Source organism: Pseudorhodoferax sp. LjRoot39 (genome assembly GCF_964253035.1).
Lineage (GTDB): Bacteria > Pseudomonadota > Gammaproteobacteria > Burkholderiales > Burkholderiaceae_C > Pseudorhodoferax.
In genome coordinates this window covers 7,285,210-7,311,294 of record NZ_CAXUQL020000001.1, presented here as the reverse complement: position 1 = coordinate 7,311,294, position 26,085 = coordinate 7,285,210, and the positions used below count along the sequence as shown (strand labels likewise).

Genomic DNA, 26,085 nt, shown 5'->3' with positions numbered 1-26,085 from the left:
GACCACGCGCCGTTGCGCATCCTGCTGTTCTCCAGCCTGTTTCCCAGCACTGCGCGGCCGATCCATGGGATCTTCGTCGAGACGCGCTTGCGCGAACTGCTCAAGACCGGGGCTGTGCAGGCCCGTGTGGTGGCACCGGTGCCCTGGTTTCCCCTGCGCGGCGAGCGTTTCGGTGAGTACGCGAAGTTTGCCGCCACGCCGTCGTTCGAGGTGCGCAACGGCATCGAGGTGCACCATCCGCGCTATCTGTTGCTGCCCCGCGTGGGCATGAGCAGCGCGCCGTTCGCCATGGCGCTGGGCGCCTTGAAGACCATCCGCCGCCTGCAGCGCGAAGGCTTCGACTTCGACCTGATCGACGCGCACTACTACTACCCCGATGGCGTCGCGGCCAGCCTGCTGGCGCGCTGGCTGGGCAAGCCTTTCGTCGTCACGGCGCGGGGCACCGACCTGAACCTGATTCCCGACTATGCGGTGCCGCGCCGCCTGATCCAGTCGACGGAGCGGGCAGCCAGCGCCTCCATCGGCGTCTGCCAGGCCTTGATGGACCGTCTGCAGGAACTCGGCGGTAACGCAAGCAAGCTGCACACCTTGCGCAACGGCGTGGACCTGCAGCGTTTCGTGCCCGAACCGCGCGCCGCCGCGCGTGTGCGGCTGCAGTTGCCGGTCGAGGGCCGCATGCTGCTGTGCGTCGGCCACCTGATCGAACGCAAGGGCCAGTACCTGGCCATCGACGCCCTGCCGGCGCTGCCGGCCGATGTGCGCCTGGTGCTGGCCGGCGAAGGCCCCGAGCGCGCCGCGCTGCTGCGGCAGGCCGAGCGCCTGGGCGTGCGCGAGCGCGTGCACTTCGCCGGCGTGGTGCCGCAGACCGAGCTCAAGTGGTGGTACAGCGCCGCGGACGCCTTGGCCCTGTGCTCCAGCCGCGAAGGCTGGGCCAACGTGCTGCTGGAGGCCATGGCCTGCGGCACGCCCGTGATCGCCACCGACATCTGGGGCACGCCCGAGGTCGTGAGCCTGCCGGCCGCCGGCGTTCTGATGCCCGAGCGCAGCGGCGCCGGCCTGGTCGCGGCCTGGAACCGGCTGTTCGCCCAGCTGCCCGACCGCGCCGACACGCGCCGCCATGCCGAGACCTTCTCCTGGGACGCGACCACCCAGGGCCAGTTGCAACTGTTCCGCCAGATCCTGGCCACCCGAGAGGCGGCTGCGCATGCTGGCTGAGCGCGCTCCGCTGCACATCGTGCATTTCGTCTACCGCTTCAGCATCGGCGGCCTGGAGAACGTGATCGTGCAGCTGATCAACCGCCTGCCCGCGGAGCGCTACCGCCACACCGTGGTGTCGCTGACCACCATCGACGACTTCCGCCTGCGCGTGGAGCGGCCGGATGTGGAGTTCATCGCGCTGGACAAGCCGGTCGGCCATGCGATCCCGCTGTACCGGCGCATCCACGCGTTGCTGCGCCGGCTCCGGCCCCAGGTCCTGCACACCTGCAACCTCGCGGCGCTGGAGATCGTGCCGTTGGGCTGGCTGGCGCGTGTGCCGCTGCGCGTGCATGCCGAACATGGCTGGGATGCGCACGACCCGCATGGGCAGAGCGTGCGTTACCGGCGGTTGCGCCGTGGCTACCGGCCGTTCGTGTCGCACTACGTCAGCGTGTCTCAGGATCTGGACGACTATCTGGCGCGCGCCATTGGCGTGCCCGCGCGGCGCCGCTCGCTGATCGCCAACGGCGTGGACACGGACCGCTTCGCCCCGGCCGCGGCCCCGGTGGCCGCAGTGGCCGGCTGCCCCTTCGAACCGGGCCGGCATTGGCTGGTCGGCACCGTCGGCCGGCTGCAGACCGTGAAGAACCAGCCGGCTCTGGCCCGAGCCTTCGTGGCACTGCTGCAGGCGCGGCCGGATTTGGCCGACCGTGCTCGCCTGGTGTTCGTCGGCGACGGCCCGCTGGCGGCCGAGATCGATGCCATCCTGTCCCGGGCCGGCTTGCGCGAACTGGCCTGGCTGGCCGGCGCCCGCGGCGATGTGCCCGACGTCCTGCGCATGCTGGACTGCTTCGTGCTGCCCTCGCTGACCGAAGGTACCTCGTGCACGCTGCAGGAGGCCATGGCCTGCGGCCTGCCCATCGTCGCCACGGCGGTTGGCGGCAACCCCGAGGTCGTGACCGACGGCGCGACCGGCAGCCTGGTGCCCTCCGAGGATGATGCGGCCATGGCCCGGGCCCTGGCCGCCTACGCCGACGATGCCGACCGGGCGCGTCGCCACGGGCAGGCGGCGCGCAGCCAGGCGCAGGCGCGCTACGGCCTGGCGGCCATGGTGCAGCGTTACGACACCTTGTTCTCGGGCGCTGGTGCCTGAGGTTTTCCCATGCGCATCCTGCACATCTTCGACCACTCCTTGCCGCTGCACAGCGGCTACACCTTCCGTTCGGCGGCGCTGTTGCGCGAGCAGCGCGCGCTGGGCTGGGAAACCTTCCACCTGACCTCGCCCAAGCAGGAGGGCGACGTGCATGCCGTGGAGGAATCCGAAGGCTTCTCCTTCTTCCGCACCCCGCCGCAGCCATCCGTGCTGGACCGCTTCCCGGTGGCGCGTGAGTGGGCGCTGATGCGCCAGCTCGAGACGCGCATCGACCAGGTGGTGCAAGAGGTCAAGCCCGACCTGATCCACGCCCATTCGCCGGTGCTCAACGTGCTGCCGGCGCTCAAGGTGGGGCGGCGGCGCGGCATTCCCGTCACTTACGAAATCCGCGCGTTCTGGGAAGACGCTTCAGTCGACCATGGCACCACGCGCGAGGGCAGCCTGCGCTACCGGCTCACGCGTGCGCTGGAGACCCGCGCCGTGGGCCAGGCCGACCATGTGTTCACGATCTGCGAGGGTCTGCGCGCCGACATCGTGGCGCGCGGCATTCCCAGCGCCAAGGTCGGCGTGGTGCCCAACGCCGTGGATGTGGATGCGTTCACGCTCTCCAGCCCGCCGGATCCCACGCTGCAGCAACGCCTGGGGCTGATACCCGGCGCGCCAGTGGTGGGTTTTATCGGCTCGTTCTACGCCTACGAGGGCCTGGACCTGCTGGTGGCAGCCATGCCGCGGCTGCTCGCGCAAGAACCCGCGCTGCGCATGCTGCTCGTCGGTGGCGGGCCGCAGGACGATAATCTGCGCGCCCAGGCGGCACAGTTGGGTCTGGCGGACCGGATCCTGTTCACGGGCCGCGTTCCGCACAAGGACGTGAGCCGCTACTACGACCTGATCGACGTGCTGGCCTATCCGCGGCATTCCATGCGCCTGACCGAGCTTGTGACGCCACTCAAGCCGCTGGAAGCCATGGCGCAGGGGCGGCTGTTCGTGGCTTCCGATGTCGGTGGCCACAAGGAACTTGTGGAGCATGACCGCACAGGCGTGCTGTTCAAGGCCGACGACACACAGGCACTGGCCGACGCCGTTCTGGGCCTGCTGCAACAGCGCGGGCGCTGGCCCGCGTTCAGGGCCGCCGGGCGCCACCATGTCGAACAGGTGCGCAACTGGCGCAACAGCGTTGCGAACTACAGAGAGCCGTTCGAGCGGCTCACACGGAAGGGGGGTCGATGAAGGTCTTGATCGTGTTCGGAACCCGCCCGGAGGCCATCAAGATGGCGCCCGTGGTCAAGGGTTTCCAGGCCGCCGCCGATCGGCTGGAGACCGTGGTCTGCGTGACCGCGCAGCACCGCGAGATGCTCGATCAGGTGTTGCGCCTTTTCGAGATCGTGCCGCAGCACGACCTGAACGTCATGAAGCCCAACCAGGACCTGTACGACGTGACGGGCAACATCCTGGCAGGCCTCAAGGGTGTGCTGGCGGCCGAGAAGCCCGACCTCGTGCTCGTGCACGGCGACACCACCACCACGCTGGCCACGAGCCTGGCCGCCTACTACGCGCGCGCCGCGGTGGGGCATGTGGAGGCGGGCCTGCGCACGGGCAACAAGTACGCACCCTTCCCGGAAGAGATCAACCGCAAGGTGACAGGCGCCGTGGCCGACCTGCACTTCGCTCCGACCGCCATGTCGCGCGACAACCTGCTGCGTGAGGGTGTCGATCCCCACAGTATTTCCGTGACAGGCAACACCGTCGTGGACGCGCTGCTGGCCGTCGTGGGCAAGCTGCGCACCGACGCGGCCCTCCGGCAGCAGATGCAGGAGCGCTTCAGCTTCCTCGATCCAGCGCGCCGCCTGATCCTGGTGACCGGCCACCGCCGCGAGAACTTCGGCGAAGGCTTCGAGAACATCTGCCATGCGCTGGCCGACATCGCGGCCGGCCAGCCCGACGTGGAGGTCCTCTACCCGGTGCACATGAACCCCAACGTGCGCAAGCCGGTGCAGGAGATCCTGGCCACGCGTGGCCTGTCCAACGTGCACCTGATCGAGCCGGTCGATTACCTGCCCTTCGTGCACCTGATGGACCGCGCCTACCTCATCATCACCGACTCCGGCGGCGTGCAGGAGGAGGCGCCTTCGCTGGGCAAGCCGGTGCTGGTCATGCGCGACATCACCGAGCGGCCAGAAGCCGTGCAGGCGGGCACCGTACGGCTGGTGGGTACCTCGCGCGAGGCCATCGTGCGCGAGACCCTGCACCTGCTGAACGATGCCGAGGCCTACGCGCGCATGGCGCGGGCCCACAATCCCTACGGCGACGGCCAGGCCGTCGGCCGCATCCTTGAAGCTGTCCTGTCCTGGAAAGAGAGCCGCTGATGGCCCACGTACTGCAGAAAATCATCGTCATGGGCCTGGGCTACATCGGCCTTCCCACCGCCTCCATGCTGGCCACCAAGGGCCACAGCGTGTTGGGTGTGGACGTCAACAAGTCCGCCGTGGACACGATCAACTCCGGCCGCATCCACATCATCGAGCCCGACCTGGATGTGCTGGTGCGCTCGGCCGTCAACAGCGGCAACCTCAAGGCCTCGCTGACACCGGAAGAGGGCGACACCTTCATCATCGCCGTGCCCACGCCGTTCAAGGAGGAGAACGGCAACCCCAAGGCGCCGGACCTGTCCTACGTGGAAGCCGCCACCAAGGCCATCACGCCGTTCCTGCGCGAGGGCAACCTGGTGATCCTTGAGTCCACCTCGCCGGTGGGAACGACCGAGTTCATCGAGAAGACCATCGTCGAGGCGCGTCCCGAACTTCAAGGCAAGGTGCATGCCGCGCACTGCCCCGAGCGCGTGCTACCCGGCCACATCCTGCGCGAACTGGTCGACAACGACCGCATCATCGGCGGCACCAGCAAGGCGGCCGTGGCCAAGGCGCGCGAGCTCTACAAGACCTTCTGCAACGGCGCCATCCTGGAGACCGACAGCCGCACGGCCGAGCTGTCCAAACTCGTCGAGAATTCGTTCCGTGACGTGAACATCGCCTTCGCCAACGAGCTCTCGCTGGTGTGCGACCACCTGGGCGTGAACGTCTGGGAAACCATTGCGCTGGCCAACCGCCACCCGCGTGTGAACATCCTGCAACCGGGCCCTGGTGTCGGCGGGCACTGCATCGCGGTCGATCCGTGGTTCATCGTCTCGAGCGCGCCGGTGCAGTCGCGCCTCATCAAGACCGCGCGCGAGGTCAACGATGCCAAGCCGCACTGGGTCATCGAGCGCGTCAAGGCCAAGGCCGAGCGCTTCAAGTCGCCCGTGATCGGTTGCCTGGGCCTGACCTTCAAGGCCAACATCGATGACCTGCGCGAATCGCCATCGCTGGACATCGTGCGCGACCTGATCGCCGAGAACGTGGGCCAGGTGCTGGCCTGCGACCCCAATGTCGCGGCCGACAAGATCGACATTCCGCTGCACGACCTCAAGCACGTGATGAAGAACGCCGACATCCTGTTGCTGCTGGTCGACCACGAGGAGTTCAAGGCGATCGACAGGGAGGCGATCAAGGACAAGATCGTGATCGATACGCGCGGGATCTGGCGCTGAGGGGCGCAGAGCACCCACATGGAAGCCGCGCTGTTCACGCTGGATGTCATCTGCCTGGTGCTCCTGATCCTGGCCGTCCGCCGCGCGGACCGAAAGCCCGCGCAGGCGCGTGATCTGGGCGTGCTGTCCTACCTGAACGCCAAGACGGACGACGTTCAGCGCGGTCTGCGAGCACAGAAGGGCGCCGGCGATGCGTGACCTCATGATGCTGGGGATGATGATGATCATCGTCCCCATCGCGTTGTCCAATGCCTTCGCGGCTTACCTCGTCTGGGGCTGGACTTCGGTGATCGCCGTTCCCTACTACATGTGGGGATTCATGGGGTCGCTGCGCTACAACCTGTTTTTTGCGCTGGTCACCTTGCTGTTGCTTGTGATCGGCAAAAGCGTCGACAAGAGTCCGTTCCGGCTCAACAGGACTTCCGCCCTGATCCTGCTGTTCGTGGCCCACGTCACGGTCAGCGCCGTGCTGGCGGACGCCAGCGCGCGCAACAATTTCTCGATCTACACGGACCTGCTGAAGTCGATCACGTATTGCCTCGTGATGTTCTTGTTCGTGAACTCGCGCCTGCGCCTGCATGCGATGCTCATCGCGATCGCACTGGGGCTGGGCTTCCACGGCCTGGCGGAAGGTCTGAAAACCCTGGTCACGGCGGGCGGCCACAAGATCATCGGCCTGCCGGGCACCAAGATGAGCGACAACAACCATTTCGGTGTCGCCCTCGTGATGGCCCTGCCCATCCTCCTGTATCTGTACCAGTACTCGAAAGTCAGGCTGGTGCGCCTGGGCTTCCTCGGGGTTCTGCTGGCCACCGTGCTGGCCATCATCGGTTCGAGGTCGCGCGGGGCCTTCCTTGCCATGGCGATGGTGGCTTTCATGCTGTTGCTGACCTCGCGGCGCAAAGGGATGGCTTCCTTGTTCGTGATGCTGGGCGTGGCTCTGGTGCTCGTACTCAGTCCAGAGTCGTGGTTCCAGCGGATCGAAACCATCGGCAGTGCAGACCAGGATGCTTCATTCATGGGGCGGGTGGAGGCCTGGAACGTCGCCACGGCGCTCGCACTGCAGAACCCGGTTTTCGGCACGGGCTTCCATGCAATGCAGTCCGGGGAACTCTGGTTTGGTGTGCGGCCGTCCGATGGGCTGCTGGGCGGACTGCTGGGATCGGCGAGTCTGTCGACCCATGCGCGCGCTGCGCACAGCATCTATTTCGAGGTCCTCGGAGACCATGGGTTCGTGGGGCTGTTGCTGTTCCTGGCCATCATGGGCAATGCCTTTGTCACGGCGTTGCAGATCCGTCGGATGACGGCCTACAGGAGCGACCTCCTGTGGGCCCGGGACATGTCCGACGCCCTGGCCCTGTCCTGCTTTGCCTTTACCGTGGGCGGCGCTGGTGTGAGCCTGGCCTATTTCGAAACGTACTACGTCGTGGTCTGCCTCCTGGAGGCGCTGCGTCAGTACGTGCTCGCGCAATTGCGCCCGGCGTCGGGGCGCTCGCTCCCCGGGGGGCGCGTTGCGTCAGAGCCGGCTGGAGCGGACAAACGGCTTCAGGCGCCGTAGCGCCATCGACGGCGCCTGCCTACCGGGCGTCGAGCAGATGCTGGTGGACCCACGAAGTGATGCGTGCGCAGCGTGCACCCGAGAACTGGCGATCGATCAAGTCGCGTCCATCTTGTTGGGCCGCCGCGTCCGGTGCGGTCGCTCGTTCGATGGCCAACTCCAGTTTGGCGGCCAGAGAAGCGGCAGACCCGGGCTTGAAGAGGAAACCGGTCGTTCCGTCCTCGGTCACCTCGCAGGCGGCGCCGAAGGCCGGCCCGACGAACAGGCAGCCGTGCGCGAGCGCTTCCAGCATCACCAGGCCAAGCGGTTCGGGCGAAGTCGACGCCGATACACAGATGTCAATTTGCGGCAGCAGGGACTGCAGGTCGTTGCGGCGCCCCAGAAACCGAACCCGATCTCTTAGTCCCAGTTCGTCAGCTTGCGCATGCAGCCCGCGCGCATAGCTGGCGTCTCCCCGCTCCGGCGTGTCTCCGACGACCAGTGCGACGACCTGGGTTGTGGAGGAGGGCTTGACGGCGGCCAGGGCGTCGAGGAACAGGTCCTGCCCCTTCCAAGCCACCAACATGCCCACCATCGCAATGAGAATGGTGTCCTCGGGAAGGCCGAGTTCGGCGCGCAGGTCCGACGCCGTCTCCGACGTTGGACGTTCCTGAAGATCGATCCCGTCGTAGATGTGCCGTATCCGCTCGGCGGGAACGCCGCTGCGCAGCAATTCGCCCGTCAGCCACCTCGACACCGGAATGAAGGTCGCCGGCCCGTTGCGCATCATCGGCAGCGCCAGGCTGTCGTTCACCGACCCGCGCACATGCTGGATGTAGGGAATGCCCAGCAATCTGGCGGCCATCATGGCCTCGCGATTGGCACTGGGATCGTTGTTGCCGTGGACGATCGCGGGCCGCACCTTCAGCAGGTGCGCCACCAGCCGCAGGAAGTACGGAAGCCGGTTGGTCAGGTCGTCGGCCCGTCCCAGCGCGAACAGCACGCCCCTGGCAAGCGGGCCTGAACCCAGGCGAGCCCGGACGCGGCGAGCGATGGCGCGGTAGTCGACAGCACGGTCCGGGATCACCACCGACCGCTCGGCGGTCTGCGTGAAATCGCCAACGGGCATGTTGGTCACAACGTGGTAGCGGTACCCGGTTGCATTGGAGTTGCTCAGCAGCGTCTGCAGTGCCACCACGGCGCCGCCGAATCCCGCCCCGTTTTCGACGAACGCGACCAGCGGCCGGGTGTCGCGGCCGCCTGCCACCGTGGCGTCCTGAGCCGGTATGCCGCCCGGCGCCACCAACACGCGGCGTGATTTGGCCATCAGATTGCGCGCCATTTGGACGCCCATCTGCACGTCCGACGGCCCCCAGGGCGTGAACCTGGGAATCTCGAAAACGGACGTCTGCCGATTGGCCGCACCGCCCTCGGTGGTCACCGCGTGGGTGTAACCGGCTGCCTGAACCATGCGCACGTGCTCAGCACGGAAATCCACGCCGGGACGGCCGTTGGGATAGGCAAACGCCTTGACCGGTGCATGCAGAAGGTGCTCCAGCACTTCGCGCGCTCCGCCGATCTCGTGCATGGCGGCGTCGTCGTCGCAGAGGGAGAGAATGGGGTGGCGCACCGTGTGCGCTCCTATGCCAAAGCCCTGCGCATGCAGATCGCGCAACTGGTCCACGGTCATGCGGCAAAGCTGGTCTTGACGGGTCCCGGCGGAGGCTTCCAGCGCGTGCAGAAGCTTGTCGCGCACATCCAGCGGCTGGTATTTGAGCAGTTGCTCCACCATGCTCAATGCCCGACGCCTTTCTGAAAGTTGCCCCAACGGAACCTGAGGCAACCCGAAGCCAGGCAGATCGAGTACAGGGCCTGCGTGGTTGGTCAATGCATGGGCAACACGCTCATGCCACATGCGCTCGTCATCGAATTGGCCTGTCGTGATGAAGAACGTGGCGTGCAGATTGCGCTGGCGCAGCAGGGGCGCTGCGCCGCTCAGCCAGCTGTCATAGCCATCGTCGAAGGTGATGCAGGCGGCCCTGCGGGGCAGACGCCCCGTCTTCAATGCCCCGGCGGCCTCGTCCAGAGGCACCACGGTAAAGTGCTCGCTGACGTAGTCGATCACCCGTTCAAAAGACGCAAGCGTCAGGTCATTGACCAGCTCAGTGGTCGTGCTCGGTACCGCGTGAAACAGCAGGACCGACAATTTTTCCTGTGCAAGAATCTTGAGTGCCAAGTCGCCGAAATGCATTTTCTTCCCTTTGCCCGGGCGAGGATAGCATGCGCAGCTGCGGCTGCATGTCGATGTTCGTTTTGACCATTTGCGAGGAATAATTGCTGAAGCTGTTTTACTACCGGGATGGGCGAGGTAATTTTGGCGATGATCTCAATCCCTGGATTTGGTATTCCCTGTACCCGGGGTTATTCGACGATCAAGCGCCAGACCATTTTCTCGGGATCGGAACGCTGATCAATGACCGAGCGCCCCGTGATGGCAAGATATGGGTTTGCGGTTCGGGGGCTGGATACCACGGCGCTGCGCCGGTCAGTGATGATTGGTGTTTTGTGTTCGTGCGCGGCCCAAAAACCGCAGCCCGCATGAATCTACCCATCGAAAAGGCGATCACAGATCCAGGAATCCTGGTTGCCGATTTGCTTGGTCGGCGGCCGCGGCAGGCATCATCCATCTGCTACATGCCTCACCATGACAGTATTTGGCGAGCTGACTGGCGCGCGATATGCAAGAAGCTCGGCTTGGTTTATCTTGATCCGGCAGATGATATCCACGAGACCATGTTCAAAATGTGCCGCAGCAAGTTTGTCATTGCAGAGGCCATGCATGGCGCCATCGTTGCCGATGCGCTGAGAATACCCTGGGTGCCGGTCAAGGCATATTCCCACATCCTGGATTTCAAATGGCAGGACTGGGCGGAATCTCTGGCATTGAATTACCAGCCGGAGACATTGCCGGAGGTCTGGGATGTCGAGCAGTTCCGCAGTCGCGAAGAGATTTTCAAGAGCAACCTGAAGAAGAAGCTCATGCAGGTGGGAATGGATGGCTCGAACTGGACACCACCGCTGCCGGACAACAATGCCGGTCAGGCCATGGGGCCGCTGCTTGAGCGGCTGGCGGATTGCCGTGACAGGGCTGGGGTGGTGCTGAGTTCGGATCATGCCCACCACGAGGCCCGGCGGCGCATTCTCGCGACGATGGATGAGTTTGCCGCGAGTCAACATGCCGCCTGACAGTTGCTGCCGGTGCGGACGGCGGTGATGCGGCCGTCCGCCGAACGTGGGCTGGCAGGGCCACCGACAGGCGGGCCGCGATTGGAGATCCTGGCCGATTTCGCGCAGATGCGCGGGTTCCTGATGCCTTCCCCCGTTGCGCAGGTGGTGGCGCCCGAGGTATTTCAGACCGTCGAGTGGCTGCAACATCTGGCTCAGCACGGTTTCGAGGCGGCGCCTCGGTGCTGGCTTGTCGGAATGGCGTCCGGCTCGCAGAGTCCACGCTGCGCGCTGGCGCTGACCTCGGCGAAAAGCGGTGTGCGCGGTCTGAGCAACTACTACAGCAGCCTGTTCGGTCCGGTCGGCGAGGGCGCTGCGTTGGCGGCCTGGTCATTGCTCGCCGAAGCACTGCGCCGCCATCCTTCAGGCGCCGTGGTCGATCTTCAGCCGCTCGATGCCGAGGCGCCTTGGGTGGACTCCATGGCCACGGCCTTGCGTGCTGCGGGTTACCGGGTCGATCGCTACTTCTGCTTTGGCAACTGGTATCTGCCGGTCGTGCATGCCTGTTTTTCCGACTACCTGCGCGAGCGGCCGTCCCCCTTGCGCCACAGCATCGAGCGCGGCCGCCGGCGGCTCCAGCGGGCAGGCCATGCGCTGCGCATCCAGGCCGATGCCGGCCCGGAGCTGGAAGAGGAGATCGCCGCTTTCGAAAGCGTGTACCAGCGCAGTTGGAAAGTCCCCGAGCCTTGCGCCGCGTTCATGCCAGGGCTGATCCGCCTGGCGGCCGCACAGGGCTGGCTGCGCCTCGGTGTGCTGCGCGTGCAGGGCGAGCCCGTCGCGGCCCAGGCCTGGCTGGTCCATGCTGGCAAGGCCAACATCTACAAGCTGGCCTATGTCGAGGGATTCGAGCGTTTCTCGCCGGGGTCGGTGTTGACGGCAGCGTTGATGGCGCACGTCATGGACGTGGACCGCGTCCGTGAAGTGGATTATTTGACCGGCGACGATGCGTACAAGAAGGACTGGATGAGCCATCGGCGTGAGCGCATCGGCCTGATTGCGTTCCACCCCAGGCGTCTGCGGGGCTTGCTGGCAGCGGCGCGGCATTTCGGTGGCAAGGCGTTGCGTAGCCTGCGGCCGTCTGTACCGCGGTAAGGTCGGCCGGTCAGCCCAGGTCGCGTAGCCAGGCGAGCGTCGATTCCTCGGCTGCCATGCGGGCCGGTGCTGCCGACAAGGTGTGGTCAGCCCCTTCGATAGGACGCCACACGACACCATGGCGTCCGCGCGCCTGGGACCATGCCTCGTCGTTGCGGTACTGCTCTTCGAACTCGCGGGCGGTCCAGTCGGTGTCGCTCAGAAGGACCAGCAGGCCGCCGTCAAAGCCCTGCCATCCACTGGCCATGCGCTGTTGGAAGCTGCGCTGCGTCGCCTTGGGCAGCCGGCGCTGGCGCCTCAGGTTGCGCAAGAGATCGTGGATGGCCCGCAGGCCGACGCCGCCGCGCAGCAGCTTGCTCCAGAACGCGCGCTGCAGCAGGCGCTGGCGGTAGTAGTGCTTGACATGCGTTTGCGCCAGACTCTGTTCCGAACGGACCCAAGGGTTCAGCAGGGCCAGCCCCGCGATGCGGGCGTCGCGTGCCGCATCCACATACAGCAGGCAGGCCGAGGCGCCATCGCACAGGCCCCATAGAACGACACGATCGACGCCAGGCGTGGCCAGCAGGGCATCGATGCCGGCGGCGATGTCGTCGTGCAGATCCTCGAAGCTCCGCGGCATGCCGGTGCTGTCGCCCATGCCGCGGACGTCGAAGCGCAGCGTGGCATGGCCCTGCGTCGCCAGCCGGCGTGCAAGTGCCACGAACTGACGGTGGCTGCCAATGCGCACCTGCGGCCCCCCGACCACGATGAGCACACCCAGGCCATGGACTGGCACATCGGCCGGCGTGGCGAGGACGCCCTGCAGCGTCTCGCCGGCACAGCCGAACGACAGAGGCGATTCTCGAAACGGGCCCGTGGGTGTCATGGGGTGGACACCGCCGACAGCGCCGCAGTCGTCGTGCTCAACAGCAAGGGCGCTTCCTCCATCTCTGCGGATTGCCAGAACGCGGGACCCTGTACCGCCTCGCCGTGCGTCTGCCAGCCGGCCAGCTTCCAGCGTTCCAGCATTCTTGTGCCGAGAGGGCTCAGGGAGGGCTGGGCCGCCATCGTCGTCTCGAGCCAGACCAGCCGGCGGCCGCTCCCGTTGGCGAGGGGAGGGCTGAGCCGGCTTGCCTCAAGCCCAGCGGCCAGCGTCGGGTGCAGCGCGTAGCCTGCAATCTGCAGTGTCTCGCCCTGCGCTAGCTGCCGACGCAACGCCTCCATTGCGCCATGGCTTCGGGCCGCTGCATCCGATGCCGCCAGCATGTCCGCCGCCAGCCGCAAGCGCAGGAATTGCTGCAACTGCGCTGCGCCGTCGGCGAAGGCCGGCTGCCACAACAGCAGGTGGCAGGGGCGCTCCAAGACACGGGCGACATCCGCCGCGAGCAAGCTGCCGGCGCGCACTCCCCAAAGCCACAAGGGCAGCGCAGCGTGCCGCGGGTCGGCTTCAGCGAGCCAGCGGCAGGCTTGAAGCAGGTCCCCGATCCAGATGTCCCAGCGGGCGTCGCCGAAGTCGCCCTCGCTGTCGCCGCAGCCCAGCAGGTCGATCTGCAGCACGGCAAACCCGGCCGTTGCAAGGGCGCGTGCCTGCAGCGCCGCCATGCGACGCGTCTTGTTCAGTTCCTCGGCAAAGGGGTGCACATGCAGCACGAGGCCGCGCGGCACGCCGTGCGCAGTGTGGAATAGGCAATAGCGCTGGCCGTGGAGGGCCGACAGAAAGAAGGCCTCGGGACCGCGCAATGTCATGCGTCGCGCTGCAGCACGTCGTCGACAAATGCTGCCAGCGATCCGACCGTCGCAAACACGCTGCCGTCGAGTTCGTCGTCGGGCAGCATCACGCCGAAATGCTGCTCCAGCGCTGCGATCAGCGACACGACGGCCATCGAGTCGAGTTCGGGCAACGCGCCGAGCAAGGGCGTATCGGCATCGAAGTTTGCGCTGCGGCCGGCAAGGGCCAGGGCTTCGTCCAGCACCTGCAGTACGTCGGGCAATACAGACATCGTGACAGCGGGAAGGAGAGGGGGGGCCATTCTAGGTGGGGGGCATGCGATACTTTTTCGATGCACACCCCCGCGCTGCTCCCGGACCTGTTGGCGCAGTCCGCCGAGCGCTGGCCTCACGCCGATGCGCTACGCAGCGATGGCCGCGCCATCGCGTACGGGACCTTGCAAGCAGCCGTGACAGCCCATCGGGACGGGCTGCTGGGGCTGGACGTCGGCCGCGCCGACCGCGTTGCCATCTGGCTTGACAAGTCGCCCGAAATGGTCGTCGCGTGTTTTGGCGCGGCGGCAGCTGGCGGGGTGTTCGTGCCGGTCAACCCTGTACTGAAGCCCGGGCAGGTCGTGCATGTGCTGGCCGACAGCGGCGCGAAGGTGCTCGTCACGTCCTCCCAGCGCTTGGCACTGCTCGCGCCGTTGCTGCGTGGATGCCCTGCCTTGAAGCACGTCGTGCTGACGGACCCTGCGAATGCCATGCCGGATGGGCGCCCGGAGGGCGTGGCGCTGCATGGCTGGCATGCCCTGGCAAGTGGAAAGGCGCGGCCGGCGCATCGCGTGATCGACACCGACATGGCCGCCATCCTGTACACGTCCGGCAGCACAGGCCTGCCCAAGGGCGTGGTGCTGTCGCACCGCAATCTGGTGGCCGGGGCGACAAGCGTTTCTTCCTATCTCGAGAACCATCCCGGCGATACCTTGCTGGCGGCGTTGCCGCTGTCCTTCGATGCCGGCTTCAGCCAGCTGACGACCGGCTTCCATAGCGGTGCCTGCGTGGTGCTGCTCAACTACCTGCTGCCGCGCGATGTGTTGCGCAGCATGGAGCGCGAGCGCGTGACCGGCATCACCGCGGTTCCTCCGCTGTACATCCAACTGGCATCGCTCGATTGGTCGCCGGCCATCGGTGAGCACTTGCGCTACTTCGCCAACACCGGTGGCCACATGCCGCGCGAGACCCTCGCCGCGCTGCGCAGGCGGGTGCCGCAAGCCCGCCCTTTTCTCATGTATGGGCTGACGGAGGCCTTCCGGTCGACCTATTTGCCGCCGCACGAAGTGGACCGGCGGCCCGATTCGATCGGCAAGGCCATCCCCAACGCGGAGATCCTGGTGCTGCGAGAGGACGGCACGCCCTGCGCGCCCGACGAACCTGGTGAACTGGTGCACCGCGGCGCGCTCGTCAGCATGGGGTACTGGAACGATCCGGAGCGAACGGCCGAGCGCTTCCGGGTGCTGCCCGCCATGGCATCCGGCCTGCCGCTGCCCGAAACCGCCGTGTTTTCCGGCGATACCGTGCGCATGGACAGCGATGGCTTCCTCTACTTCATCGGCCGACGCGACGAGATGATCAAGTCGTCGGGTTACCGGATCAGCCCGACGGAGGTCGAGGAATTGCTCTACGAGACCGGGCTCGTGGGGGAATGCGCTGCTTTGGGTGTTGCGCACCCTGCGCTGGGACAGTCCGTCCATGTCGTTGTCACGCCCACGTCTGGCGGCGGGCTCGATGTGGAGCAGTTGATGGCCGTCTGCCGCGCGCGCATGCCGGCCTACATGGTGCCCGCGCATGTCTACGTCAAGGAGGGGCCATTGCCGCGCAATCCCAATGGGAAGATCGACCGCAAGCTGCTGGCGGCCTACACGGAACAATTCCATGACCACTGAACGCCGTGCCCCGGCGCGGCCGCCGCTCCAGCATGCAGAGATGTCGCAGTTTCCGGTGCATGAAGGCGAACTCGTCGTGGGCGGTATCCCGCTCACGCGGCTGGCCGCCAGGGTGGGACAGACACCGTTCTATGCATATGACCGGGGGGTGCTTCGCGCTCGCGTCGCCGAACTGCGGTCGGCCTTGCCGGCGGCGGTGAAGCTGCACTACGCGATGAAGGCCAATCCCATGCCGGCACTGGTGTGCTTCATGGCAGGCCTCGTCGATGGAATCGACGTCGCCTCTGCAGGTGAGTTGCAGGTGGCACTCGATGGGGGCACCGATCCCCAGGAGATCAGTTTTGCGGGGCCTGGCAAGCGCGACGCAGAACTGCGCCAGGCCGTGGCGGCCGGCATTCTCGTGAACCTGGAGTCGGCACGCGAGATCCGGCCGTTGGCTGCGGCCTCGCAGGAACTCGGTTTGCCGGCGCGGGTGGCGGTGCGCGTGAATCCCGATTTCGAGCTCAAGGGCTCCGGCATGAAGATGGGCGGCGGCCCGAAGCCATTCGGCGTCGATGCCGAGGCCGTGCCCGCGCTGCTGCGCGACATCGCCGCGGCGGGGCTGCAGTTCGAGGGCTTTCATCTGTTCGCTGGTTCGCAGAATCTCAAGTCGGAGGCAATTTGCGAGGCGCAGCGGCAGTCCTATGCGTTGGCTGTACGTTTGGCCGCCAGCGCGCCGGCGCCTGTTCAGACGTTGAACCTTGGTGGGGGCTTTGGAATACCTTACTTTCCTGGTGAGATGCGGTTGGATCTGTCGCCAATCGGCGAGAACTTGGCCACGTTGATCGAGCAAGCCGCGCAGGAACTGCCCGAGGCGGCGCTGGTGCTGGAACTTGGGCGCTATCTGGTGGGAGAGGCGGGTGTCTATGTTTGTCGTGTAATCGACCACAAAACCTCACGAGGCGAAAGATTTGTCGTCACCGACGGCGGGCTGCACCACCATCTCGCGGCGAGCGGCAACTTTGGCCAGGTTGTGCGACGAAACTATCCGGTAGGGCTTGGGTGCCAGATGACGGCGCCATCGAATGGGCTGGCCACGGTGACGGGCCCTTTGTGCACACCGCTTGACAGACTGGCGGACCAAGTCGCTCTTGCAGATGTGTCCATTGGCGAACTAGTCGTTGTCTTCCAGTCTGGCGCCTATGGCGCCAGCGCCAGCCCCGAGCGGTTTCTGCTGCATCCTGCTTGCGTAGAGGTGCTGATCTAGCACGGCGTGCGCGGGCCGCGCGTTCCGCGGCCGACTGATCGTGATGCATGCGTATGATGCGACCCTTCAATTCCCCTACCTGCATGAGCTGCCAGTCTCCGGTTTTCCTGCATGCGCGCAGCGCAGTGTGTTGCTCTCGCTTCCCACCCCGCACGATGTTGCCGTTGGTGGCGCGGCAATGGGCGCGCGCCGCAACCCGCGCCGTTGACTGACCGATGTCTTCTTCTCAAAACCGCTCCCTGTCCGGTGCGTTAATTCAGGGATCTGTTTGGGCGATTGCGATCCGCTGGGGAGCCAAGTTCTTGGGCCTGATCAGCTTGGGCATTTGCGCCCGGATCCTCACGCCCGCGGACTACGGCTTGGTCAACATGGCGATGGTGGTCATCGGATTTTCCCAGGTGTTGGTTGAGTTCGGCATGGACTCGGCGCTGATCCGCAACCGCGATGCCACGTCCGGCCACTACGACACGGCTTGGTCTATCAAGGTGATGCAAACGTTGCTGATTTCCTTGATCATCTTCTCCGCCGCGCCGTTCGCTGCCAAGGCCTATGACGATAGCCGAGTCATGCCGATCATGTTTTCTGTAGGAGCTGCAGGCCTGGTGGGCGGTCTGCAGAACATCTATGTTGTCAACTTCCGCAAGGAGCTTGATTTCCGCCGCGACTTCCTGTTTTCGTTCGTGCCTCGGCTTGTTTCGTTCGTTGTAAGTGTCAGTGCGGTGTTGGCGCTGCGAAGCTACTGGGGTCTTGTGCTTGGCATCTGCTCAGCGGAGATCGCTCGAAGCCTGCTCAGTTATTGGCTGGTGGCGCAACGTCCGCGCTGGTCCTTGCAGTACTGGCGGGAACTCACCGGCTTTTCGCTCTGGTATTTCTTGGATGGTCTGGCGCAGTACGCCGTCAACCACTTAGACCGGGCCTACATCGGGAAGGCCGGCGGATCGGAGCAGGTCGGGCTTTACGCTGTGGGGCGTGAAGTGGCGACCTTGCCTAGCACTGAGCTCGTGATGCCGATCGGCCGCGCGCTGATGCCGACGCTGGCCAGCCTCAACAACCAGAAGGATCGGCAGATCGCCGCTATCCAGAAAGCCATTGCTGGCGTCAACCTGATTGCTGTACCTCTGGCTGTCGGCTTTGCACTGGTGGCTCCCGAGTTCGTCCATGTCCTCTTTGGCGACAAGTGGATGGGTGCCACCCCCATCGTGGCGATCTTTAGCCTGACAGCCATGACCTCGGGCTTTCGCTACACGGCTCAGCAGACCTTGGTCGTGCTGGGTTACGTGCGGGTCAATGCGGCGCTTTCCTGGGCATATGCCATCACCGTCTTGGTGCTGATCATTCCGGCGTTCTCTTGGCAGGGCGTGTTGGGCGTCGCTTGGCTTTATTGCGCTTGGACCTTTGTGAGCACCGCAGCGTTCGGCTTCTATCTGATCCGGCTCAAGGTGTTGCAGGGAAGCGAGGTGTGGGTGGCGCTGCTGCGTGTCATTGTTTCGGCCACTGCCATGTTTTTCGCCGCGTCAGCCGCAGCCAGGTACGTCGGTGGTCCGGTCTTTGTGGTCCTCGTGTTCAAGGTCGTGCTGAGTATCCTGGTGTATGGTGGACTGATCTATTCCTGTTGGGTACTGGCTGGTCGACCTGATTCGAGCGAAAAAATCATCTTGGAGCATGTTGCTGCCGCGTGGAAGAAGATTTCCAAGCCCCTCAAGAGGTTCTCTTGAACATGACGCGCTCTGCTTCTCGCCCACGCCTACTGTTCATCACACCTTACTTGCCCTCCGTCTCGGGCGGTGGGGCGCAGTTGCGGATCCGCGCATCACTTGAGGCCCTGGCGGCCGCTGGGGAGGTGCACCTGCTGTTGTGCAATGCCGCGCAGGACGCACGTGCGCAGATCGAACTTGAAACGCCGTTCAAGTCGCAGATCTGCAGCGTGACAGTGTTGGGTGCGGTCATGCAGGCCAAGCCGATGGTCTGGGCCAGCCAACTGCAGCCTTCGGCGCTGCGCAAGTTGCTTTGCTTGGCGTGGGTGACCACCGGCAGAATCAATCCCGCGACGCGGAAGCAGTCCGCTGAGCTTGTTGCTGCAATTCGCGCGAACGCGGATGCCGAGCGGTTCGACCTGGTGTTCGCCATGCAGGCGCACTGGGCCGCCCTCCTGTCGCCTGCACTTGATCAGTTGCTATTGCCGGGCGGCGTCAGCATGCTTGACTGGGATGCGGCGGAGGCGCCGGCGATGCGTGCGATTGCCGCGCGCTCTCGATTTGGCAACCAGCCGCTCCAGTTTCTGTCGGCTTGGGCCAACGTGCTCAAGCTGAGCTTCCACGAAAAGGCCTTGTTCCGCCGCTGGCAGCATGCGCTCTACGCCTCGCCGCTGGATGTCGACTATTTCAGTCAGCGTTCTCCACGCGGCAAGCTCTATTGCTTGGTCAATACTGTGGACATGCCCGAGTTGGCGCCGCTGAGCGCAGCCAGTCGAGCAGGCACTGCGCCTCAGGTTGTGTTTGTGGCCAGCATGAGCTATTGGCCCAACAACCAGGGCATCTTGATGTTTCTACGGGACATTTGGCCAGCAGTGCGAGCCGCGCTGCCTTACGCGGAGCTCAAGGTGGTCGGCCGTGGGCCCTCGCCCGAATTGAGAGGCTTCGATGGCCGCGACGGCGTGGTGGTGGTGGGGGAAGTAGTATCGGTGGAGCCCTTTTACCGAAGTGCAGATGTGGCGATAGCGCCAATGCAGTTCAGCGTCGGCTCCGCTATCAAGATTTTGGAGGCACTGGCGTACGGGACGCCACTGGTTGGATTCGAGGTGTCCACCATGCGACATGGCTTGCGAGATGGCGTCCACGCCGCTGTGGCGAAGGACAAGGCCGACTTCGAACACAAGTTGATTGGCCTTTTGCAAGATGCCGACAGCCGCCGATGGTTGTCGCAGGCTGGCCGCGCTTACGTGCAGGAGAGGTTCGCCCGTGACAGCGTTGTGCGCGATTTTCGAGCCTATTTAGGTGGTGTCCTGGCTCGTTCTGAGCCGCATGCCCACGCCTCTTCGGCAAAGAATGGATCGCAATGAAGTTAGCTCCTTTGAATCGCGGTGTAACCGAAGGTTCTCTGGCCGATGTGGTCGATGGTGGCTACTGCGTGGGCTGTGGCGCTTGCGCTGCAGTGACCGATGCTCCGGTCGCAATGAAGTTTGACCGGTTCGCTCGGTACAGACCTGACCATGTCTCAGCTGCGCGTGCCACTGTGTCCGAGCAGGTGTGTCCGTTCTTGGATGGGCCGGACGAGGATACGCTGGCCGCACACGAGTACTCGAGTCTCGGCGGCGGTCACGATGCTAGGCTTGGTTGGTATCAGGGACTCTATGCGGGCCATGCGCTTGAGCGAGGGCATCGGAACGAGGGCAGTTCCGGTGGCCTGACAAGTTGGCTTCTGGCGGAGTTGCTGAGCCGCGAGATGGTGACTGGCGTTATCCATGTGCGGCCAGTCGTTGAGAGCGGCAAGCCGCGTTTTGCCTACACGGTGTCCACGTCGACTGACATGGTGACTGCGAACGCGAAGACGAGGTATTACCCGGTCGAGATGTCCCAGGTGATGGCCCAGGTACGTGCCACCCCCGGACGCTACGTCTTTGTCGGCGTGCCATGTTATGTCAAGGCTGTCCGGCGGCTGATGCGCACCGACTCCGTCCTCAAGGAGCGGATCGTCTACGCCGTGAGTCTGTTCTGCGGTCACATGAAAAGCGGGCGATTTGCTGAAAGCCTGGCCTGGCAGATGGGCTCCGAACCTGACGACTGGAAAACGGTTGACTTCCGCCGAAAGCTGGCCAACCGTCCCGCGAGCTCTTACGGCTTTGCTGTGCAGCCGCACGGTGGCGGTGCCGAAATGGTGACGCCTATGGGTCAGTTGGAGGGCTACGACTGGGGCATGGGAGTTTTTCGACTCTCAGCCTGCGACTACTGCGACGACGTGGTCGGCGAGACCGCCGATGCGAGTTTTGGCGATGCTTGGTTACCGGCTTACGTGAACGATAGCGCTGGCACCAGCCTCGTGATCGTTCGTCACCCTGACCTGCAGCAGTTGTTCGTTGAGGCAGGGCGCGACGGGCGCATTGTTCTCGACAGCAGTAACGTGGACGATATGGTCAAGTCCCAGAATGCGAGTTTTCGCCACCGCCGTATCGGGCTTGCCTACCGCCTGTGGCTGAAGGACAAGAGTGGACAATGGCGGCCTACCAAGCGCGTGCAGGCCGATGCGAGTCACGTCGTCCCCATCTACCGCCTGATCTTTCGGTACCGGATGTTCATGAGCTGGAGCAGTCACCGGGTGTTCGGTGTCGCCCGCGCCATGAAGATGCTGCCGGTCTACACGCTGTATGTGCGTGTGTTGGCCCGCCTTAACAAGAGCCTGGTGAGATTGAGCAGATCATCGCGCTTCTCGCGTCGAGTTTGACGGCCCGTGGGCTGAAAGCGGAGGAATATCTTGAATGCATTGCAAGCTCGGGTGAGGCGCGTGCGGCGCCGTGTGCAGGCGCAGTTGCGTCAAGCGCTGCGCGGTATGTCGGGCGGGGCCGCCCGCCGCGACGACGCGCTCGTGGTCATGAGCGCGGCGGCAGGCAGCCTCGGCGACCAGGCCATGCTTCAATCGGTGGCGGACAATCTGGAGCTCATGGGGCTGCACTACGTGCGGCAGGTGTTGATGCCCAACTGGGGCGAGTTTGCTGTCAAAGGGCCCATGCTCCCGAGCCTGCGTTTCAGCGTCGAAGAAGTGGAGGCCAAGTCTGCGCGCGTAGTGGCCGCCGTTCGCGACGCCGGAGCGGTGCTCGCTGTTGGCGCCGATATCATCGATGGCTATTACGGCTTGCACCCCGTGCGCTACCAGATCGGCATGCTTCGCATCGCTGCCGAACAAGGCCGACCGGCGATTTTGCTCGGCCACAGCATCAGCGAGCAACCGCACCCCGAAGCGGTCCAGATGATCGAATCACTGCCCTCATCGGTTGCAATCTATGTGCGTGATCCCATCAGCCATGCCCGTTTCGAACGATTCATCGGGCGCAAAGCGACGCTGGTTGCTGATGTGGCCTTCTTGGTGCAGCCGGACCGCACGTCAAACGATTGTCGCCAAGCTGCGCAGTGGATCGCTGCTCGACGGGCTGCTGGCGACCTCGTGCTCTGCCTGAACGTCAGCGGGTTGAACGCTGAAAAGCAGTCGGCCGGTCTTGGCGTGCAGGAGTACTGGAGCGCTTTCGTTCAGGGCTTCCTCAGCCTTCATCCAAAAACGAGCTTCCTGTTTCTGTCGCATGACAACCGCAGTAACAGTTCCGATGCATCGATGCAGCGCGAGGTGATCGCCACCTTGCCCATTGGGTTGCGTCAGCGCGTCCACGCGGTGGACACCCCGGAGACGGCGGCGATTGCGAAGTCCATCTCCGGGATGGCAGACATGGTGTTCGCGGGCCGCATGCATCTGGCGATCGGGGCACTTTCCCAGGCTGTGCCGACGTTCTGCATCGCTTACGTTGGCAAGTACGAAGGTTTGGCGGAGCACTTGCGAATTTCTGATTTCATCCCGGATGCGCAAGTGCTGGAGCAGCCGCACACTTTGGCTGCCTGGCTCGCCGCCAAAGTACCGGACCTCCAGCAGCGCCGGAAGGCTTTGCAGGACCGTCTGCCGGCGGTTAAGGCCATGTCCAAAATGAACTATGCCTCGGTGAATCAGCGTTCGGGCGCCGCTTCAGGTGCGGCTGGTTAGCGTGCGGTACTTCGGCCTGTCCTTGTAGTTGATGCGTTGGCCCTTGACGATCCTGTCCAATTGCTCCACAGCATCGTTGACCTTGTCTCCACATGCGAGGTGGTACGCCACGGCGCCGCGGATGTTGGCCGAGTATCCCGAGGGGCTATTGGGCGGACTGAATGCTAGGTCAGGCCTAAAGTCCTTGAGTTGCGCGAAACAGTCCGTGATCACCACGCTTTCCGGAAAGCGGATCGGCGGGCCGTTGGGCTTGAGTGCTAGTTGAAATGTCTGGCCTTCGCACCTCACCGCGAAGAACACGCGATAAGGCTTCATTTCCGCAAAGCTCTTGAGCAGGTCCATTGGTTTTCCTGCAAAGGAAAAGCGGTCGCCGTCATGGGCGCTCCAGGCGCCATTGGTCTTGTCCTTGGCTGGCGCAATCGTGATGCGTGAGGATGCAGCGTCGAAATTCAGATTGCAACGCAAGCTGCCCAATACGCCATTGATGTTGTCGACCAAGTTGCCGTCCTCGTCGCGGTAGCTGCAAGCCATGGCTACCAGGCAGGCCATGTCAGCTTGTCTCGCAAAGCCGTTCCAGAAGCGGCCGAGATGAGATCGCACGTAGGCCGCATCAGGAGTGCCCAGGATATCGGCCTGGTGGCACACCGACCAAGACATGTAGGCGATCTGCCAGGGGAGGCCGTTGCCCTTGTCCTGCATGAACAAGCCCGCCTCACGGAAGCTCGCTGGCACCTTGGACATGTAGTCTCTGAACGCCGCGTACGAAGAAGCGAGCACATCATTCAGGTACTGGCGCACGGCGGCGCCATCGGGCGGCATATCGGGCGCCAGCGCCGCAGCTTGTGCCACGTCGCGCGAACGCCAGGCGGCCATGCGCTGGCCACCGATGCCGTAGAGCAGCACACCGCTGCCCTTGTAAAGCGTTCCTCCCGCGCCGACGCGAATGCCGCGCTCTCCGCCCCACGCACCTTCGAGCAGTTGCTGCCGCGGGAACGTGGTGCCCCAGACAGTTCCATTGCCCTGGTTGAGTTCCAGGACATGCGCGAAGGCGTGTTCGGTCAGCAGATCCAGATACTGTGGCTCCCCCGTGAAGAGGTAGGGCCAGTAGGTACAGCCTGGCCGGTGCGCCGTGTCTTCACGCCATAGCGATTCGTTGGGGGCGGGCTTGGTCATGCCGCTCATATAGATGTAGCCGCGCCAGTTCGTCTCAGCGTTGCCTAGCCCCGGGTATTGCGCGCGGATGTCGACGCATGGCACTGGTTGCAGCGTCGCGCGCTTGCGAAAGGTCAGCCGGAATCCCGCGGCGGACAGTCCGTTCACGCGCACCACCCGCTCGTGGTCTTCGGACTGCTTGAGCAAGTGGCGCACGTTCCATTCGGGCAGCAGGCCAATGTCGCTACGCTCGCCTGTGGTGCCCATCGCGCGGTTGATGCTTCCCCTTCCCATGGGGTGGTAGTCGATGCGTTCTGCGTCGTTGATGAGCGCCTCAGGATCGTACGGAGGCACAAGACCGCTGCGCCGCAGGTTTTCGCCATCGAGAGTTACGCGAACATGGGCGTCGGCAGGGCTTTTACCGGTGCCTTGCACATAGTCCCATCGACCGTCGTGCCCAGCGGAGAAGAAGGAAGCGTAGTGCGGCAAACGGATGGCGTCACCAGGCGTCTCGGTCGTCGTATGGCCCAACAGCTTGCGCAGCACTTGCGCGCCTGCGCGCAGGCTGGCGGAAAACTCTCGGTGTTCTGCCTTGGGTTGCTCCACGTCGGTCCAGGGCTGCGCAATGCGTGCCAGGTAGCGCAAGCCTGTGAACTCGTCATTGGCACCAGTAAGGGCCAGGACGTAATGCCAGCAGTACAGCTGCCCATGGGGCTTGCCAGCACGATTGCGAAACTCGGAGCCAATGCGCCAGAGTGCGCCGGCAGGTCCCGCAGCCAGCTGGACGATGTTGGCACGGCTATGGATGCCGTCGTTCAGTGCGGCTGTCCAGGTGCCTTCCAGCGCGACAAGCCCTTCGAGCACCACCGACAGCTCTGCCGACTCCAGGTCGGTAGTGGTGCGCTTACTGACTTGGCGTTCGGCGCTGCCACCAGCCCGCACCTCGAGCTCCAGGCCGGCGCCAGCGGCAACGGGAGTCGGGACCCGGACGATGGCGCCGCAGAACTTCATGGAGCCATCCGGCCAACTCGTGATGCCCCACAGCGTCGCCGGGCAGTCTGTGCCATCGGCCAACGTGAACCGCGGGCGCTCGCCCGCGGGCATGTCGCCTTGCCTGAAGGCCTGACCGAACATGGGGGTCACGAAGTGCGCGACCTGCTGTCGCTCGGCGTGCGTGTTATGCAGCCGGACCACGCACAGACGCTTGCCAGGAGGCACCGTAGTTTTGGATGGACTGGGGGCCGCCACGGCGCGGCCAAGCCAGGCTGGAAGCAGCAGCCACAGCATCAAACCGCGCCGGCCGCCCGTTGGCATTGCCGAAGGCGCGCGGCGCGACTTGGCCACAACCAGCAAGACGCCAATGCCGACGGCCGCCGAGCAGACCAGCGCCAGACCAAAACCCAAACCCAAGGAATCCATCGCCATCTCCCATCTCCCAGAAAGGACGGAGCTCCCGCAGACCGCGGGGAGCACTCCAGCCGGGGAACACGATGCTTGGTGTGCAGCACCGGGCAGGGGTTCAACCCCGCTGGTTTCAGCCTGTACCCAGGCTGCGCAAGAACGTTGCGGTCTCGCGTTCGTAGCGGCGGTTGCGAAAGCGCACCGAGCCGATGAAGTGAAAGAACACCGAATCGGCATCCGTTTGATGGGCCGAAGCGTATTTCGGGAACGGCAGCACGCGCGCATCGGCCTGGTTGGCGACCACGAAGTTGGAGGTGACCTGCTCCGTGCCCCAGTCGCGCCAGCGGTCGCCGAGCTTGCTGCGCATTCTTTCGGAAAAATCGAGCAGGCAACCACGCATGTCCGCGCCAGTGCGGAACCCGGTGAAACCGGAACAGCCTCGGACATAGAGCGTCTCGGGTGGCAGTCCGATGCCGTCCAGCGATGCCTCTGCCAGGGCCTGCACATGGCCGCTGGTCCAGGTGCGTGCGGTGGCCGCGAACACCGCCAGCGGATCGATGCGCTGCGCCAGCACCTCGCCGATCACGAAAGGGCGATTGGCCAAGATGCTGTCGCAGACTTCTGGCAGTGGGCCGGTGGCCAGCGTGTCGGCATCGAGCTGGACGGTGAATTGCCGTGTCGCGTACTCCGAGATGGCGAACAGGCGTTCCCAGGTACCCCCGCGCGGAATGGACGGGTGCGTGAACTCCCCGGCGTCGCGCAGTTCCAGGTGTGGGATGTGCGCGCGCAGTGTGGCTCGATCAGCCGGCGTGATGCTGGGGTCACAGACCACGACGGCACGCTGCCCCGTGGCCTGACGGTGGAACGACTTGAACGCGACAAGGTACGGGACGACGTCGCGCGTATGGACCATTGACAGCGTTGTCAGCGGCAAGGTGCCGGGCTGCACAGGGGGCGTGCGCAAGACGGCCTTGGCCTGCTGCATGTAGAGCGCTTTGTAGTAGGTTCTGGCGCAGCGCTCGCGAAGGGCTTTGAGTGTCGGCATGCGGATCTTTGTTTGATGTGTGC

Annotated in this window: 21 protein-coding genes; 15 read left to right on the top strand and 6 right to left on the bottom strand. The window is 64.7% G+C overall.

Annotated features, from left to right (window positions below):
- Positions 1-12 precede the first annotated feature (12 nt).
- From ACSQ4M_RS34120 to ACSQ4M_RS34090, 7 genes are read left to right on the top strand one after another with little or no spacing between them, the layout of a single operon-like run.
- Positions 13-1,215, top strand: coding sequence for a glycosyltransferase family 4 protein (locus ACSQ4M_RS34120; RefSeq protein WP_436194119.1), 1,203 nt, complete (start codon positions 13-15; stop codon positions 1,213-1,215).
- Positions 1,205-2,350, top strand: a complete 1,146-nt coding sequence (locus ACSQ4M_RS34115; RefSeq protein WP_436193778.1) for a TIGR03088 family PEP-CTERM/XrtA system glycosyltransferase — start codon at positions 1,205-1,207, stop codon at positions 2,348-2,350. The genes ACSQ4M_RS34120 and ACSQ4M_RS34115 overlap by 11 nt, the downstream gene beginning before the upstream one ends.
- A 9-nt stretch (positions 2,351-2,359) precedes the next feature.
- On the top strand, positions 2,360-3,577 hold the full coding sequence (locus ACSQ4M_RS34110) for a TIGR04063 family PEP-CTERM/XrtA system glycosyltransferase (RefSeq protein WP_436193777.1): 1,218 nt from the start codon (positions 2,360-2,362) through the stop codon (positions 3,575-3,577).
- Entirely contained in the window at positions 3,574-4,713 is a 1,140-nt protein-coding gene (wecB, locus tag ACSQ4M_RS34105; RefSeq protein ID WP_436193776.1) for a non-hydrolyzing UDP-N-acetylglucosamine 2-epimerase, read from the top strand. The genes ACSQ4M_RS34110 and wecB overlap by 4 nt, the downstream gene beginning before the upstream one ends.
- Positions 4,713-5,933 (top strand): UDP-N-acetyl-D-mannosamine dehydrogenase, encoded by a 1,221-nt coding sequence (gene wecC / locus ACSQ4M_RS34100; protein ID WP_436193775.1) that lies wholly within the window; start codon positions 4,713-4,715, stop codon positions 5,931-5,933. Before wecB ends, wecC begins: the two co-directional genes overlap by 1 nt.
- Before the next feature lie 18 nt (positions 5,934-5,951).
- Positions 5,952-6,131, top strand: coding sequence for a hypothetical protein (locus ACSQ4M_RS34095; RefSeq protein WP_436193774.1), 180 nt, complete (start codon positions 5,952-5,954; stop codon positions 6,129-6,131).
- Complete coding sequence (locus tag ACSQ4M_RS34090; protein ID WP_436193773.1) at positions 6,124-7,491, top strand: putative O-glycosylation ligase, exosortase A system-associated; 1,368 nt, start codon at positions 6,124-6,126, stop codon at positions 7,489-7,491. The genes ACSQ4M_RS34095 and ACSQ4M_RS34090 overlap by 8 nt, the downstream gene beginning before the upstream one ends.
- Before the next feature lie 19 nt (positions 7,492-7,510).
- On the opposite strand, the gene ACSQ4M_RS34085 is transcribed toward ACSQ4M_RS34090, so the two are convergent.
- A complete protein-coding gene (locus ACSQ4M_RS34085; RefSeq protein ID WP_436193772.1) occupies positions 7,511-9,721 on the bottom strand; it encodes a glycosyltransferase in 2,211 nt (736 codons plus the stop codon).
- An 83-nt stretch (positions 9,722-9,804) separates the two neighbouring features.
- Here ACSQ4M_RS34085 and ACSQ4M_RS34080 point away from each other — a divergent pair, with 83 nt between their 5' ends.
- Both ACSQ4M_RS34080 and ACSQ4M_RS34075 read left to right on the top strand, forming a co-directional pair.
- Positions 9,805-10,716 (top strand): polysaccharide pyruvyl transferase family protein, encoded by a 912-nt coding sequence (locus tag ACSQ4M_RS34080; protein WP_436193771.1) that lies wholly within the window; start codon positions 9,805-9,807, stop codon positions 10,714-10,716.
- An 81-nt stretch (positions 10,717-10,797) separates the two neighbouring features.
- Entirely contained in the window at positions 10,798-11,847 is a 1,050-nt protein-coding gene (locus tag ACSQ4M_RS34075) for a GNAT family N-acetyltransferase (protein WP_436193770.1), read from the top strand.
- Positions 11,848-11,857: 10 nt separating this feature from the next.
- Here ACSQ4M_RS34075 and ACSQ4M_RS34070 read toward each other — a convergent pair whose 3' ends face one another.
- From ACSQ4M_RS34070 to ACSQ4M_RS34060, 3 genes are read right to left on the bottom strand one after another with little or no spacing between them, the layout of a single operon-like run.
- Positions 11,858-12,712 (bottom strand): hydrolase 1, exosortase A system-associated, encoded by an 855-nt coding sequence (locus tag ACSQ4M_RS34070; protein WP_436193769.1) that lies wholly within the window; start codon positions 12,710-12,712, stop codon positions 11,858-11,860.
- Positions 12,709-13,572 (bottom strand): hydrolase 2, exosortase A system-associated, encoded by an 864-nt coding sequence (locus ACSQ4M_RS34065; RefSeq protein ID WP_436193768.1) that lies wholly within the window; start codon positions 13,570-13,572, stop codon positions 12,709-12,711. Before ACSQ4M_RS34065 ends, ACSQ4M_RS34070 begins: the two co-directional genes overlap by 4 nt.
- Positions 13,569-13,826 carry an acyl carrier protein gene (locus tag ACSQ4M_RS34060; protein WP_436193767.1) on the bottom strand — a complete coding sequence of 86 codons (258 nt, stop codon included), beginning with the start codon at positions 13,824-13,826 and terminating at the stop codon, positions 13,569-13,571. The genes ACSQ4M_RS34065 and ACSQ4M_RS34060 overlap by 4 nt, the downstream gene beginning before the upstream one ends.
- Positions 13,827-13,886: 60 nt before the next feature.
- Between ACSQ4M_RS34060 and ACSQ4M_RS34055 the strand changes: the two genes are divergently transcribed.
- The 6 genes from ACSQ4M_RS34055 (at position 13,887) to ACSQ4M_RS34030 (ending at position 22,464) form a co-directional block, all read left to right on the top strand.
- Positions 13,887-15,479, top strand: coding sequence for an acyl-CoA ligase (AMP-forming), exosortase A system-associated (locus ACSQ4M_RS34055; protein ID WP_436193766.1), 1,593 nt, complete (start codon positions 13,887-13,889; stop codon positions 15,477-15,479).
- The gene (locus ACSQ4M_RS34050) at positions 15,469-16,725 is read left to right on the top strand and encodes a pyridoxal-dependent decarboxylase, exosortase A system-associated (RefSeq protein ID WP_436193765.1); all 1,257 of its coding nucleotides are present in this window, start codon (positions 15,469-15,471) and stop codon (positions 16,723-16,725) included. The genes ACSQ4M_RS34055 and ACSQ4M_RS34050 overlap by 11 nt, the downstream gene beginning before the upstream one ends.
- Before the next feature lie 215 nt (positions 16,726-16,940).
- A complete protein-coding gene (locus tag ACSQ4M_RS34045; RefSeq protein ID WP_436193764.1) occupies positions 16,941-18,440 on the top strand; it encodes an oligosaccharide flippase family protein in 1,500 nt (499 codons plus the stop codon).
- The gene (locus tag ACSQ4M_RS34040; protein WP_436193763.1) at positions 18,401-19,783 is read left to right on the top strand and encodes a glycosyltransferase family 4 protein; all 1,383 of its coding nucleotides are present in this window, start codon (positions 18,401-18,403) and stop codon (positions 19,781-19,783) included. The genes ACSQ4M_RS34045 and ACSQ4M_RS34040 overlap by 40 nt, the downstream gene beginning before the upstream one ends.
- Entirely contained in the window at positions 19,780-21,162 is a 1,383-nt protein-coding gene (locus ACSQ4M_RS34035) for a Coenzyme F420 hydrogenase/dehydrogenase, beta subunit C-terminal domain (RefSeq protein WP_436193762.1), read from the top strand. Before ACSQ4M_RS34040 ends, ACSQ4M_RS34035 begins: the two co-directional genes overlap by 4 nt.
- A gap of 30 nt (positions 21,163-21,192) precedes the next feature.
- Positions 21,193-22,464 carry a polysaccharide pyruvyl transferase family protein gene (locus ACSQ4M_RS34030; protein ID WP_436193761.1) on the top strand — a complete coding sequence of 424 codons (1,272 nt, stop codon included), beginning with the start codon at positions 21,193-21,195 and terminating at the stop codon, positions 22,462-22,464.
- Here ACSQ4M_RS34030 and ACSQ4M_RS34025 read toward each other — a convergent pair.
- Together ACSQ4M_RS34025 and ACSQ4M_RS34020 are read right to left on the bottom strand one after the other, a co-directional pair.
- Positions 22,447-25,041: a hypothetical protein gene (locus ACSQ4M_RS34025; RefSeq protein ID WP_436193760.1), complete on the bottom strand. Its 2,595-nt coding sequence runs from the start codon at positions 25,039-25,041 to the stop codon at positions 22,447-22,449. The genes ACSQ4M_RS34030 and ACSQ4M_RS34025 overlap by 18 nt on opposite strands.
- A 109-nt stretch (positions 25,042-25,150) precedes the next feature.
- Positions 25,151-26,062 carry a hypothetical protein gene (locus ACSQ4M_RS34020; protein ID WP_436193759.1) on the bottom strand — a complete coding sequence of 304 codons (912 nt, stop codon included), beginning with the start codon at positions 26,060-26,062 and terminating at the stop codon, positions 25,151-25,153.
- Positions 26,063-26,085: the final 23 nt, after the last annotated feature.